The sequence below is a fragment of the Streptomyces sp. NPDC092369 genome, from assembly GCF_044755245.1.
Classification (GTDB): Bacteria; Actinomycetota; Actinomycetes; order Streptomycetales; family Streptomycetaceae; genus Streptomyces.
The window spans coordinates 133,913-147,685 of the sequence record NZ_JBIVQP010000003.1 but is presented as its reverse complement, the minus strand read 5'-3'; the positions used below and the strand labels follow the sequence as shown (position 1 = coordinate 147,685).

The 13,773-nt window shown below is 65.8% G+C and carries 10 protein-coding genes; 3 read left to right on the top strand and 7 right to left on the bottom strand.

Annotation, left to right across the window (positions count from 1 at the left end; translation table 11 throughout):
- Nucleotides 1–22 precede the first annotated feature (22 nt).
- On the bottom strand, nucleotides 23–1,345 hold the full coding sequence (locus ACIQI8_RS17550) for an alpha/beta hydrolase (RefSeq protein ID WP_402350825.1): 1,323 nt from the start codon (nucleotides 1,343–1,345) through the stop codon (nucleotides 23–25).
- 337 nt (nucleotides 1,346–1,682) lie between these two features.
- Here ACIQI8_RS17550 and ACIQI8_RS17545 point away from each other — a divergent pair, with 337 nt between their 5' ends.
- Entirely contained in the window at nucleotides 1,683–1,967 is a 285-nt protein-coding gene (locus ACIQI8_RS17545) for a hypothetical protein (RefSeq protein WP_402350823.1), read from the top strand.
- Nucleotides 1,968–2,095: 128 nt separating this feature from the next.
- On the opposite strand, the gene ACIQI8_RS17540 is transcribed toward ACIQI8_RS17545, so the two are convergent.
- The 5 genes from ACIQI8_RS17540 to ACIQI8_RS17520 form a co-directional block, all read right to left on the bottom strand.
- Nucleotides 2,096–2,320, bottom strand: coding sequence for a hypothetical protein (locus ACIQI8_RS17540; protein WP_402350820.1), 225 nt, complete (start codon nucleotides 2,318–2,320; stop codon nucleotides 2,096–2,098).
- Between the two features lie 284 nt (nucleotides 2,321–2,604).
- Nucleotides 2,605–4,683, bottom strand: coding sequence for a TniQ family protein (locus tag ACIQI8_RS17535; protein WP_402350817.1), 2,079 nt, complete (start codon nucleotides 4,681–4,683; stop codon nucleotides 2,605–2,607).
- Nucleotides 4,598–5,803, bottom strand: a complete 1,206-nt coding sequence (locus ACIQI8_RS17530) for an AAA family ATPase (protein WP_402350814.1) — start codon at nucleotides 5,801–5,803, stop codon at nucleotides 4,598–4,600. The genes ACIQI8_RS17535 and ACIQI8_RS17530 overlap by 86 nt, the downstream gene beginning before the upstream one ends.
- Nucleotides 5,804–5,844: 41 nt before the next feature.
- Nucleotides 5,845–8,235 carry a transposase gene (locus ACIQI8_RS17525; RefSeq protein ID WP_402350811.1) on the bottom strand — a complete coding sequence of 797 codons (2,391 nt, stop codon included), beginning with the start codon at nucleotides 8,233–8,235 and terminating at the stop codon, nucleotides 5,845–5,847.
- Complete coding sequence (locus tag ACIQI8_RS17520; protein WP_402350808.1) at nucleotides 8,232–9,113, bottom strand: TnsA-like heteromeric transposase endonuclease subunit; 882 nt, start codon at nucleotides 9,111–9,113, stop codon at nucleotides 8,232–8,234. The genes ACIQI8_RS17525 and ACIQI8_RS17520 overlap by 4 nt, the downstream gene beginning before the upstream one ends.
- A gap of 357 nt (nucleotides 9,114–9,470) precedes the next feature.
- On the opposite strand from ACIQI8_RS17520, the gene ACIQI8_RS17515 reads away from it, so the two are divergent.
- Entirely contained in the window at nucleotides 9,471–11,363 is a 1,893-nt protein-coding gene (locus tag ACIQI8_RS17515; RefSeq protein ID WP_402350805.1) for a TniQ family protein, read from the top strand.
- A 745-nt stretch (nucleotides 11,364–12,108) separates the two neighbouring features.
- Nucleotides 12,109–13,032 carry an endo-beta-N-acetylglucosaminidase H gene (locus ACIQI8_RS17510; RefSeq protein WP_402350802.1) on the top strand — a complete coding sequence of 308 codons (924 nt, stop codon included), beginning with the start codon at nucleotides 12,109–12,111 and terminating at the stop codon, nucleotides 13,030–13,032.
- Between the two features lie 163 nt (nucleotides 13,033–13,195).
- On the opposite strand, the gene ACIQI8_RS17505 is transcribed toward ACIQI8_RS17510, so the two are convergent.
- Nucleotides 13,196–13,741, bottom strand: coding sequence for a hypothetical protein (locus ACIQI8_RS17505; RefSeq protein ID WP_402350800.1), 546 nt, complete (start codon nucleotides 13,739–13,741; stop codon nucleotides 13,196–13,198).
- Nucleotides 13,742–13,773 lie beyond the last annotated feature (32 nt).

Genomic DNA, 13,773 nt, shown 5'->3' with positions numbered 1-13,773 from the left:
GTGCGCGGCTTGTGGCGCGGTGTCATTTCTGGGGTGCGAACGACCAGTAGTCGCCGTCCGGATGCGATGTGCGGGCCAGCCCGTAACGTTCGGCCGGGGCGTGGCCGTGCCGGAACAGGCCGTACAGATCACCAAGCACGGACGTGTGGTTGCCCACGTACGAGTGACCCAGTAAGTCGGCGCCCAGCGCGGTCACATCGATGGTGTCCAGTCCCGCGGCTACGATCACCGAGGTGCCGCGCTGGCCCGCACGCGGGAAGTCCGACAGTTTCCGGGCCGCAGACAGAGCCCGATCACGGTCTGAGACATAGAGCGTGCAGGTGCGGGCCTGGCGGAGCACGCTGGGCAGCAGGTGCTCGAAGACGTCACGGTCGACGTCCGGCGCGGCGAACACGACGTGCCCCAGCCGTCCGGATCCCTCCGGAAGCGCCTCGGTGTCCAGACTTGCCAGCCCGTCTGTGAGCAGCCGGTTTCCCATACTGTGGGCCATGATGTGGACTTCACGCACACCCGTCCGGGTCAGCAAGGTCCGCAGGAAGTCCTGGAAGTACGGGACGGCCCGGCGCACGGCGTCCCCGTCGGCGGGGTAGTCCAGCAGGCGCCCCTTGGACGCCCAGCTGTAGAGAAGGACCACCCCGGTGAAGTTGAGATCGTAGGCGATCTGCGCGGCCTGTCGCGCAGCGTCGACGAAGGCCACGTTGAATCCGTGCACGAACACCAGAGCTTCACGGTCAGCACCATCGTCGAGCTGCGCGCGCACCTGTTCCGCGAAGACATCGTGGCCTAACGCCTCGATCGCCCCGAGCAGCACGTCCCGTCCCGGGTCCGGACGGAACTGCAACCGCCACCAACGGGGTTTCCCCGCGGTACCCGCCGGACGCTCGTCCGGCACACTCACCGTGGCCCGGCCGTAGGAGAGTTCACCCCGACTGGACCCGTACGTCACCGCACCCGCGCCGGAAACCTCGGATGCGCGGTCGCTGGCATACATGACGGGAACAAGGAGCGAGCGCAGATAGGAGGTCCAGTAGGTCGGTGCCGCGGCCGGACCAAAGCGCTCTCGCCCTTCGACGAGCCGGTCGAACTCCCGGTTGAACCAGGTACCCAAGGGTGGTCGAGCCCGCAGCGAGGCCTCCACCGCGCGAGCCGCGCTGTCGACGGCGTCGAAGGTCTGCGGAGTCATGGCGGGCGCTTCGCTGGCGGCCGCCGCGCACGCCCCGTCGTAGGCACGCAGCCCGGCGACCAACTCCTCTTCCAGACCCCTCAGCACCGCTTCGTCGAGCTGTCCTTCGGCCTGCTCCCAGACACCAGCCACCGCCGGCACCAGCGGCCCCCACAGTTCCAACGCCCCTCCCCAATGGCGCCCGCCTCCCGAACCCGGACAAGCACCGACGCATCACAAGCAGCATATGGTGTGCGGCTCATCGAACAGGGGAGGTTCACGCGAAGAGCTCGTCCGGGCAGCAACGCTCCCACACGGCGCTGGCGAACTCCTCGGCCGCGTTGGTCAGGCTCAATCCCTCACCCACCACCTGAGTGACCACCGCGCGCACTCCCAGTTCGCCAGAGTCGGCTCCGAGAACATGTCTCGCTCCTTGTCCGCCGCGATCCCCTCGGGGGTGGTGGACACCACGTCACAGCCGTCCTCGGCAAGGGCCCTCCGCCTGAGGGCGGATCAGACCGTGACCGATCACAAGTTTGCGCTCAGTCGGGGACCGGAGACCCTCACCCTCACGACGAACTACGCGCCGGGCGTGTCCGAGCTGACCTGGGACGAGCTGCAGCAGGTCACCGACCGGGCGAAGCCGGAGGCATACCGGCTGATCATCACCGCCGCCCCGGAACTGCACGCCAACACATGGCTACGGAAACGGTCACAGCACCGCCGGCCGCGTGACCCCGACGGCGAAGAGTCCTACGGGCGCCCTCAGATCCAGTCGTTGAACCATGGACGTTCTCGCCCATGAGCCTCGCCGGAGGCTTGCTGACCGATAGTCGTCGGGCGCGACCTGTTTGCTCGGTGGTTGCCTTGCCGATGAAGTCTCCGAGTTCTGAAAGCGGTCGGCGAAAGATGTACCCTCCTCCGCCGGAATCGTCATCGGCGGGATCCCCGACCTTCGATCACAGCGAGACCAGAGGGAGGCGGGAAGAAGTGGTCCCAGATCTTGCTGACGCCGTTCTGCGCGACCCCTGTCGTCAGTTCGACCACGACGGCGACCACTCCGCCGACGGCCGCGAGAAGTCGGCGACGACGGGATGTACTGCTGACGCTCTCGGAGGACGGCTCGGGCGCGTCCGGATCGGACGAACTACGGTTCACGAGCGCACTGTAGGAGAGATCACTTCCACCCGCTCGGCGCCACGCACTTCACCTGCCGCGTTCAGCGATCTCGGCTTACTGCGGTGGCCTGCGAAAGCCTCATGACGCTTGACTCGCACCACGGTGGCCAGGGCGACGCGATTTGGGACCATCAAGGCGCCTCGAATCGGCGGCGGAGCTCATCGCCGCTGACCGCGCACAGCGCCCTCAAGATCAGTTGCGGGACAAGCCTTAGGCAGCTGATGGCGTGGTGGCCTGCGCGTCCCACTGGCGCTGACACTTTATCAAGTGTTGGTGTGCGTGTGTGGGGCCCGCATATTTTCTGCCGCGCAGGTATTCGATATCGAAGAGCGTTCCGGCGCCTCTGGGCAACCTGTACCAATAGAAGTCGCGTAGTCCCTGATGCGTCGCAGCAACTCCAGGCGTGAACCTCTCTGGTTGACGGACGTGAATGACAGTGAGAGTTCGTCGATCAGATACGAGGGGTCGGCTCCGGCTGAGCGCAGGTTTTGCAGAAGCGGGCAGAGGAGGTAGTCGGACTGAGTGGCATCGGTCCAGGCGAGCACGGTTCCGAGCGTCGTTCCATACCGTGCGGTGAGCCGTCTGGCTTGTGGCAGGCCCTCGATGAGGGCTGACCAGTCGGAACGCGGCATCTGCCAGTCGGCCAAAGTGCGGCGGCGGCTAGCGTAGTTGATCCGCCGGGGCGAGCCATCCAGATGGCGGGCTAGTTGTTCGGTGCATTCCTGGAAGCGTGTCCACAGGTCGCTTTCGCCGAACTGCTGGCGGAGCTTGCTGAGCGCACTGCGGGCTCGACTTTGTGGAATGTCCAAGGCCTGAGCGCACTCGACCCAAGAGCCTCCTCTGGCCATTTCGACGAGTTTGAGTGACGCGGCACGGCGCAGATGACGGACGGTGTAGAGGTTTACTCCCGGCACGTGGTCAGCAAAGTCCGTGAAGTATGCGTCGTACCAGCTCTGCGGCAGGTGGGATGGAACTTCCTCGGCAGTGAAGTGACAGTCCCGGGAGGCGACGCGCAGGTTGGCATACTCCCACGGACCAGCGGCGTAGAAACCGTGCGACCGGCGCACCATGGCCCGTGCCAGCGCTGGTGAAAAGCCCGGGCGGCTGAAGAAGGATCGGCAGGCGCTCGCCGGGGCGTGCTCCAATGCGAATCGCGCCATGGGACGGATGAGCGCGCGCAGTTGCGCTGGACTGTCCGCTGCACTGAGCGCCGCCTCGGCGGTCAACAGCAGCGCGCCGCACTGGCCGCTATCGTCTGGCGCGGCCCACAGTAGGGAGAATCGGGAGGAGGACCTGGCGTGAGGCTTGCGCAGTTCCGCGTGCAGAGAACCGGCATGGTTGTCGATAAGAGAGGCAAGGGAATCCGAGGGCACCAGACTGCCGCCGGCAGGCCAGCTAAGTTTGATCAGTTGGGCGATGTGCACGAGCTTTTGGAACGACGGGTCACGCGACGACTGCTTTTCCTCGATCTTGGCGGGACAAAAAGACAGCCTTGCGTCCAGGCGCCGCTGCAGTTCCATGAGACGTTCGTGGTCGTCCGCGGTCAGCGTGGCTGGGTTGCGCGCCTCAGCCCTGTCCAGCCGCGCGCTACAGGGGCGGGGTCTGGTATTTCCAGCGTCTTGTTCGGCGACGAGGTTGCGGCATTGCAGCGGATGCAGGATGTGCGTGCTACCGGGTTGCGTGATCAGCGTGGCGCGGCCCTGGTAGGAGTGGGCCAGACCTGACCGGCAGCTTGCGCACCGGCTGTGCAGGAGCTGCTGGTGGACCGTGCAGGCGAAGACAACGGGGAGATGCCAGCGCAGAACCCAGGGGCCACCGTAAGCTTCCTGCGAGGCACTGCCGTCACCAGCGAGGCACTGCGAGCAGAAACGGCTTGAGAGATTGACTGCCCAGTTGGACTCGTAGAACTGGCTGGCGCTGCCGAACATCCCCTGCCGACTTGCGGACTGACGAGATGTGCTGCCCCGCATCGTCAGCAACAGGGGGAACGTTTCCGTGTATCGACGTAAACCGAGTCCCTGCACCTCGGGCAGGGACAGACCGGTCACTCGCGCGAACTCGACTGCCCTGTCCGGCGGCAGTTCGAGTAAGTAGTCAGCCGCCAGACGCCGTTGGCCGTTGGTCTCGATCCCACAGAGCTGCGCTACACGGGCTGGGGAACGGTGCAATCGATAGGCCAGTCGAAGCAGAAAGCCGGGCAGGGACTCATCAGGCAGTGGCTCCAGGCTCCTGGCTAGTACACGGCGCTGCACGGGCTCAGCTCGCTGAGCCGGCCGCTGCTGGGCCGTCGTCGTCGAACACGGAGTTGTGGCCCTTCTGCTTCTTCTTCGGCGTGGGGTCATGGGGCGGGATGTGGGGCTGCTCACCGGATTCGGCGTCTAGGTCGGGCATGTCGTCGGGGGTGACGGTGAACTGGTTGAGCAGCTCCTTGGTCAGACGTTCGCTCCCGTCGCTGATGGCGCGGCGGCAGCCGTGCTGGATGAGCTTCTCCAGAATGCCGACCACGCCCTTGGTACGGCTGAACAGGTATTCCGGCATGTCACCCTCTGTGAGCATGCCAGCCGTGCTGATCAGCAGCCGCAACTCGCCTTCCAGCCGCTTGAGATGATCCATCCAGGCCACCATTTCCGCAGGTGTGGTGTATCTGAACGGGTCGAGATCGACGACCTGGAAGCGGCGTTCGTGCTGGCTGGCGGCGTGGTCGTTAGGACTGCGGCCGCGGTCCTTGACCGGCGCGTAGATCCACTCCTGGGTTTTGGGGTCGCGGCGGCCTTCGCGCAGCAGGCCCGAGGTGGGGATGCCGACGCCGACGAGGATGAGCGTGACCGGCATGCTCATCATCTCGCGGATCAAGTCGAGGACGTCCTGGTCGGCTTCCCGGTGGAGCTTGAGGCGGGTGATGTCGTCGATCACGAGTGCTTTGGTGGCGTGCTCGACGATCGCGGACTTCACTGTGCGCACGAGGTCTTCCAGGCGCATGCCTTTGTAGTCCTCGCCGTAGAAGTCGAGGATCCGCTGGCAGGTGGAGATGGGGGTGGCCTTGACCGGGCAGCGTACGTAGGCGACGGGAGCGACCAGGTCGCGGGTGCCAGGCATGGCGTCGGGGTTGGCGTAGTTGTTGAGGGCTAGCCACTCCTCCTGGAAGCAGGCCAGGGCCTCGCACACAGTCTCGGTCTTGCCTTGGGCGCCGTCGCCGTTGACCATGATGCCGCCGCGGGTTCCGGCCTTGTGGCTGTAGGCGCCGTCGTCGATGCGGGCCAGCACCGCGTTGGCGACGTTCTCACTCATCGGCGTGGCCTGAATGGGCAGGGAACTGTGCGTCGCGAGGCGGTGCAGATCGTGGATGCGCTGCTGGCGCTTCGTCAGGCGGTCGTACTCCTGCGCCGTGAGGATGGGGGCGGGGACGAAGGCTTTGCGGGTTTGGCACCACCGGTTGAAGCCCTCGAAGGTGGTACGGTCCACCGCCGGACCGGGAAGGAACGACAACGGGTTCTGCCGAGAGGTCACTGGCGGGCCTCTTCCTCGGCCTCACCGGCCGTGTTGATCGTGTCGTCATCGTCGGAGTCGTCCAGCAGGGCCGACAGACTGTTGGCGCGCAGCCGTTCGGACAGGTCGGGCGGTGGAGACCGCCGGTCGGGCACGGAGGCTTCGCGGCGACGCCGACGTTCGCTGTTCACCGCGTCGTGAACCTGCTCAGCACGCTCCTTCGGACGAAAGGGCACGACCTTGTCGTCGTGTGAACCTGCTCGGGCTGCGCTAGTGGTGGCGGGACGTGACGGCGACTCCTTCTTGAGCACGCCTGCGGGTCGGTCGGCTGCTGCTGCGGCCGCCTGGGCAACTGCGCGTGAGTGCTCGGTGCGCTGTCTCTTGGAGAGCTGGGTCGGCCACTGCTCGACCGGGATGCTGCCGCCGATCAACTCAAGTAGTACGGGCAGGAGTTCGGTGTCAGCCTTCGGGGCAAGGCCCCTCCTACGCAGTTCCCGCATGGCCTCACGGACGCGGGCGTCGCTGAAGGCCGGTACTTCGCCTCCCTCGGGCAGTCCCGTCCAGCGAAGTGTGTGCCACTCGTGTGTGCGCGGGTCCTGGAAGAACACGAAGCACGGATCGCGTGGATCACGGTGGATGACGTACTTGTTCTTGTGCCGGCCTCCGCGGTGGGAGAGCTCCCCGCGGTACGGGTCCAAGGCGTCGCCGTCGTACCAGAGGTTTTTGATCTTCATGCCGCGCCTGCCGTGGATCGCGACTTTGTGCCGCGGCAAGAGCTCGTAGTACAGCTCGGCGGGCGGAATCCGCAGCGCAAAGCCGCCCTGGGACATCGCGGCCGCGAACAGGCTGTTGGGGCTGTGGTCGCCGCGGGGGTCCCAGCTGGGGGCGTACGAGCCGAAGCGACGGTTCTGCCAGGTCTTGACGACCCAGGTGGCGATGGTGTGTTCCATCTCGGTCACGGTCAGGCAGGCGTCGGCCTCTGGGTCCACGCCTCGGTCGGCGACGTCCGTGCCCTGGTATCCGAGCAGGAGGGCGAATAGCAGTGACCTGATGGCACCGAACGTTCGCTCCACGGTGTGCTTGTCGGTAGGTCGCAGGACGCGGCTGGGTTTGATGTTCGCCTTGATGACCCGCTGCACCTCGACCAGGTGGTGGTTGCGGTAGACGGAGCCATGGTCGGTGGTGACGGTCTCAGGCGGGAAGAACGGCAGGCCGGCGACCTCGTACCCGGCGAACTCCGCGACCACGGTGTTGGGGACGCCGGGGTAGGCCCACTCCACGGACTGGCCCCAGTCCGGGCGCATCGGCAGGGGCATCATCATGTCCCGCAGCACCATCGCCACGTCGATCGACTTGTCGGAGACAAGGCTGAGCCGGAATGCCACGATGGAGCGGGTATAGACGTCCACGGCTAGCGTCAGATACACGGACACCGGATCGCCGAACACGTTGTCCAGCACCTTCACCGGCAACACTGTGCTGTCCAGGGCCACTACTTGGCCGGGCCGGTGCACCACGATGTGCCGGCCGGTCGCATACTGCTTAGCCTTCGCCGCCGAGCGGGCGTAGCGCTGCCGCGCCCCGTTGGAGCCGAACCACTCCTTCCAGATGGCCCGCAGGGTGTCGTAGTTGGGGATCTTCACGCTTGCTGTATCAGCGGGTTCAGCGGCGGTGGCTTCACCGTCGGTGGGTTCGGCGTCAGCGGAGCCGAATACCTCGCTGACGTACTGGTGGATGAGTCGTTCTTTGTCCCGCATGGTCAGCTTCGAGCGGCGATCAGTTGCCTCGGCGTACACCGCGAACAGTGCCTCGCGCAGCTCGGGGGAGATCACGTGCCCGGTCGCTTCGCGTAGCCACCGGTCGTCCGCGACGCCGATCGGACCGTACTTCGCTCGTGCCGTGTCCCAGCGGATTAGTGTGCGCACACTCGCCCGGTGCAGCCCGTTCGCCTTGGCCTGTGCGGGGGCTTCGGCTTCAGCTTTCCGCAGCTCCCTCGCTTTCGCATGGCGGCGCTGGGTCAGCGTCGTGGTTTCAGGGTTGTACTGCGGACGCGGTTCATGCGGGAGTGCGTCGAGCGGATCGCCGCTCCGATACCCAGTCTCGGCCTCCCGCAGGTGTTCCATGCGCAGCATGATGATCTCGCGTTGATGTTCCTCCAGGTCGTCCATTGCCTTGGGCTGCCGGCCCCGGTCCGCGGCAGGCAGGTCAGTGCGGGTCCGCGTGGAGGGGCGGCAGTCCGTGCGATGCATCAACTCGCTCAGGGAGGTCTTCCACATCTCGCCGTCCTCGTCGGCGAGCGTGACCTGGCCGAGATGGGGCAAGCAGGACTCGATGCGCCACGCGCCGCCGCTGATGATCAATTCGGAGCCTGGCGCCAGGTTCCACATGGGATCGAGTGCAGTGCTCACTGTGACAGCTCCCGGTGATGCTGCTGGGGAGCGAGCCGAACCAGGCTCGCATCCCCCAACGGCCCGGAGAGATCCACGCCGAGGTGGCGATGCCACAGTAGGTGAATCGCATGGGCCCGGGCGATCGCCGGGATTCGGCAGCGTGCAGCCAACTCACCGAACGGCAAAGGGCCTTGTGCCGCCACCTCCCGTAACTGTCCCTGAGTCGCCAGCACATCCGGCAGCGGGCGCCGCTCCGCGGAGAGGGCATCCACGTTCGTCCATACGTGTTGACGCCACCCCGCCACGACGCCGTATTGCCAGCCCACCGACAGAGCGACCTCCGCCGTGGCGGCGAACTTCAGAGCGTCCTCCGGCTTGATCCGGTCGGCTGGCCGTACGTCGATCAGGAAGAGCCCGGACTCCGTCACCAGCAGGAAGTCCGGGGTGTGCCGGATCGCCTTGCCGCCGGAGTGGAACTGCAGCCGGAACGGCTGGCACAGTGCCTCGACCAGGCCTGCGGCGAAGTCCGCGATCAGCAGAAGCCGTTCCTCTTCGTGGCTCTCGAAACCGTGGTGCCGGTCCGTCGCCATCAGGTACTCGAGCCCCGGCCGGTGGAACTGGTCCGTGCGCCACGTGAAGCGGCGCGTAGGAACGCTCCGCCCGATGTCTACCTTGTCCAGGTCGCGCACCGGGCCGATCACAGGATTCCGGCCCAACTTCCACGACGCGGTCCAGCGCACGGGCCACTTCTCGTCGAGGTCCAAGGCTTGAGCGTAGTCCGTGAAGTCGGTATACAGCACGGCAAGGTCTTCGAGCTGGCAGGCATCAGACCATGCGGCCTCGGAGGTGGCAAGAGTCCTGGAGCGCCAACTTAAGCCGCAACCAGTCGAGTTCATCGCTGACTCCCGTGACTGCCTGTGCCTCGCGATTCGTTTACAAGAACGCGATGAGGGTACGTGCGCAGCACACCCGCCGCCGACCAGCCTTGCCACAGTCACCCGTATGGGTGAATGCGTGGGCGCGAGGGCCCCGAGGACTTGAGGTGGTTGTTTCAATGCTCAGACATGGGCTTTGCCACGTACGATTTCCGATTCTGTATTGCGCTCCAGGGTTTCGGCGGCGAGGAACATAGAGCGCCACATTTGGCCCAAGATCAACCCGCTGCCCTGAAGTCGCCGTTCGGCAGGTCACGAGCCTGCAACATCTCCTTTGAGGATCACGGTCCGCGGATCGCCGTCGCGGTGGGCTGACCGGTGGATTCTGCCCGGCCCCTTGCCCGCAGCCTCATCGCGCTCCCCCAAGAGGGCATCGACGGCTACGTTCTGCGTCTGTCTCATCGCCTAGGCCAGTCCCCTGGCCGCATCCTCTGGCGCACTGGTCTCGGGCTGAAGGGTCGATTGCAGTCCTCTCGCGCGCGGAAGCGACTTCTGTTTGCACTTGAACCCGACCAACAGTGCAGATTCGCCGCCGCGACCCGCCTCGGCATTGAGACAGTCGACAGGCTCACCTTGCATTCCTGCTTCACTGCTTCCGCGTCCGTGACCGATGACCTGGTCAATCCCGCTCAGTTGCTCGGGCGAGGGAGGCTGTCGAGTTGGCTGTTGGTCTCCCGTTCTCGGTACTGCCCACTCTGCCTGGCCGGAGACGGCTCGGAGGTCCAGCGCAGGCACGGTGGCCCATGGAAGCTCCAGTGGCATCTGCCCATCGTGTTTGCGTGCCTGGACCACCAGGTCTTCCTCCAGCACTACTGCCCAGGCTGCGAGCGACCCGATGTCAGCCCGGTTCGCCTCGATTCGGCATTCATCACCAGTCCCACGGTCGCCGGACTCCACCCCGCTCAATGCCGCAACAAAATCAGCAAAGATCCGCGTAGCCCCCTCTGCGGACATCGGCTCGACTCGTTACGCCCGCCAGACCTCGCACTCACGCCCGCTCTGGAAAAGCTCCAACAGGAGTTGCTGGGGCTGCTGGACGGTAGAACGGGATCGGATCCAAGCCTGCGTTCCCTGGCGCATCTGCGGGTGATGGCAGCGATCGTCTGCGCGGCATGGCCTCACAGCCTGAGAGGCAGTGGCCTTCCGACGCCGTTGACCGACGCGCTCAGCGAGGCGGTCCAACGCCCGCCCCAGACAACATTCGAAGCCGGCGACCGGTTATGCCGCTGGGACACTGTTCCAGCGCCCGGTCCTGCAACTGCCGCAGTGCTCAGAATCGCCTTACATCTGCTGAAACTGCCCGTAGCGGAGCTGCGGATGGAACTCCAGGCCCTCGCCGAACATGCCCCATCCACTCTAGAGCCGGCTTGGGGCAGCACCTGGAACCTCCAGTTCGGATCCTTTTCACCGGTCCTCCGAGCCGAATTCAAATACGCGTTCACTCAACCGTCCCCGGAACCCTCGCCTGTGGAACCCGCTCTGGCTGCTCTGAGTGAACGCGATCGGCGAGCCGGCATTCGTGGAGCCCGCCCCGTTCTTCCTCGCCGGTCCAACTACCAGCCAGAGCACATCCCGCAGCACTTGCCCGAAGACTGGTTCACCGTTCTCGTCGAAGCATCCATCGAGAACCCACTCCCACGAAGCCTCAGCTTCCGACGGGCGGCAGCCGTCCAATTGGTCCAGATTGCGACCGGCACACCGATGGCAGATGCCGCCACCTTCCTGCAGATCCCCGAAACATGGTTCACGGGTCACCGGCCCCAAGTCGCGCCCCTAACTGCGCACGTTCTCAGCAAGGATTTCAACGTCACCGACGCCTTCGAAGCCGTCATCGCACACATCGGCGGGGCGGAAGATCGCATCGACTACCGAGAGCGGCGTCGACGATTCCTCTCCTGGCGCATGTCCCAAGAAACCTGGGAAACCCTTGCCCAAGAACTGCCCGGTCGGCCAACAACGTGGTCGGAAAAAAGCCGGCGGGCCTGCTCCGCAATCATCTGGACGCATCTCACCGGCAGCGAGTGGCGATTAGCTCCTGACGCCGATCCCCTGCCACGGAACGCTGACGGAACGCGCCGGAAGCGCTATCTCCAGATGAAGACCCTGCTGGCCAAGCTGCGGAACAACTCACCGAACAGCCGAGCCACGCAGGCAGTCCTCGCCGACTACGCTGCGAGCCTCCTCGCCAAAGTCCCAAGGAACTCCCTATAGTGCCGAGCAGAAATGTGATGCAGTCCTGCGGGTCGTCCCAGGAAGCGAACAGCACCAGTTCGGGGTGGTGGGTGCGGGGTCCTTCCTTCAGGTCACGGACAGCAGCGCGAGTTGGGCCAGTTGCTCTCTTCCCCGCGTTCAACTCGCTCGTGGCCGACGTCGTCTCCTCCCGGTGAGCTTCGCCCACGGACGATCACTGCACCTCGCTCGAAGAGAGGGAGATCCCTGGCTGAGGTCACCGAGGTCGCTGCCGACCTTGAGGCTGCGCTGCTGTCTTAGGCGCTTGCACGCCCCGACCACGTGCAGGCCGAGGACCAGGCAATGTGTGTCGCACACCTCTACAACACGGCCGACAGCCGAACCGCAACTGCACTGGCAGACCTCCGCCTCAGCGCACCAATCCGGAAACGGGCACTGGCAAGGCCGCAATCGACCGGATGGCATGCTCGCAGGTCGGGACCATCGTGGCTGGGACTGTCAGGTCTTCGATGTCCAGCCGCGGTGACACGCCTCGTGACCTGCGGTGTACCAAGGTGCCAACTGTCTCTCTGATTCCGTGCCTCCAGCTACTGAAGCTACTTGGCATCAGTGCAGGTCGCGAACTTGGCCTAGTGCCAACTACCGCTCCTGGTCACACCCGCAGGGTTCTGGCGATTCTGTCATGGGCACTGAAAGTTTCGGGGAGCTTTCTCGGCGCCCGTGGACAGGTCGGGCGCCGCTCCATGCGATGGGAGACCGATCAACGATGTTCACTCCGGTGCGGAGCAGAGTACGGACCGCCGCGCTCGCGCTCTCGGCCGTCATGGCCCTCGCCTTCGGCGCGACCGCCACGACCGGCGCGGCAGCGGCACCCGCTGCCGCTCTCGCCAAACAAGGACCGACCTCGGTGGCGTACGTCGAGGTGAACAACAACAGCATGCTGAACGTCGGCAAGTACGCCCTCTCCAACGGCGGCGCCAACGTCTTCGACGTCGCCGTGATCTTCGCGGCGAACATCAACTACGACGCGGGCACGAAGGCGGGGACCCTGTACTTCAACCCGAACGTGCAGCGCGTCCTCGACAACGCCGCCACGCAGATACGGCCGTTGCAGCAGAAGGGCATCAAGGTCGTCCTCTCGGTGCTCGGCAACCACCAGGGCTCGGGCTTCGCCAACTTCCCGTCCCAGCAGACGGCTTCGACGTTCGCCAAGCAGCTGTCGGACACCGTGGCCAAGTACGGCCTCGACGGCATCGACTTCGACGACGAGTACGCCGAGTACGGCAACAACGGCACCGGCCAGCCCAACGCGAGCTCGTTCGTGTACCTGGTGTCGGCACTGCGCGCCAACATGCCGGGCAAGATCATCAGCCTCTACAACATCGGACCGTCCGCGTCGCGCCTGTCCTACGGCGGCGTCGACATCACGTCCAAGTTCGACTACGCCTGGAACCCGTACTACGGCACCTGGCAGGTCCCCGGCATCGCACTGCCCAAGTCGAAGCTGTCGCCGGCGGCCGTCCAGATCGGCGGCACCTCGCAGAGCACGGCCGCCAGCCTCGCCCGACGCACGGTCAGCGAGGGGTACGGCGTCTATCTGACCTACAACCTCGACGGCGCCAATCGCAGCGCCGATGTCTCCGCGTTCACAAGGGAGTTGTACGGCAGTGACGCCCGCTACACGCCGTAGGCCGACCATGCTCCTCGGCGTCCGGCGCCCTCTCGGGGTTCGCTGCATCCCGTAGGTTCGCGCCACGGACAGGCCGCGCTTTCGACAACGATGTCGAAGGCGCGGTCCAGGAAGTAACGGGCCGGTTCCGGGGCGAGGCGTTGGACCGGACCCGCGATCAGTTCTAGTGCCAGCAGGTGGGGGTGCCGCCGTCGCCCTCGGTGCCGACCGTTATCGCGTAGGCCAGGCCCGTGCCGACCTTGGGGGTCGGGGAGAAGCCTTCGGTGCGGAAGTCGACGCTGAGCAGCAGGTGTCGGCTCTTCTCGGTCTTGGTCCAGCAGCTGCCCTCCACCGTGGCGGGCGGGGCCGCGGGGTCCGGGTCCGCCTCGGGATGCCAGCCTTCGGCGGCGGCGGTCTTCGTGTAGTGGGCGAGGACGTCGTCGGGGCTGCCCGGGAAGGCGTAGACACGGTCCGCGTGCAGCCAGGGCTTTCCGCCGCTGTCGTCGTCGCATCCGGTGGTCACGCCCACACCGCGGTAGTTGGCGGGCGCCGCGGCGCCCGTGGGCGCCGCGCCGAGCAGCGGCTGAGCGGCCAGCCGCTTGAGTTCGGCGGCCGTGCCGTGGCAGCCGTCGTCGCCACCGAGGGCGGAACACCCGCCGAGGAAGGCGGCCGGCAGAAGGAGGGCGGCCGCCAGCCCGACGCGGGCGGTCGACGATGAGGTGGGGGACAAGACGGTGCTCCTAGAAGTGCGGCAACTGAGGG

Bases quoted from the DNA above. Each gene is read 5' to 3' on its own strand.
- ACIQI8_RS17535 (WP_402350817.1), bottom strand. From the start codon at position 4,683: ATGACCCCACGCCGAAGAAGAAGCAGAAGGGCCACAACTCCGTGTTCG.
- ACIQI8_RS17510 (WP_402350802.1), top strand. From the start codon at position 12,109: ATGTTCACTCCGGTGCGGAGCAGAGTACGGACCGCCGCGCTCGCGCTC.
- ACIQI8_RS17520 (WP_402350808.1), bottom strand. From the start codon at position 9,113: ATGAACTCGACTGGTTGCGGCTTAAGTTGGCGCTCCAGGACTCTTGCC.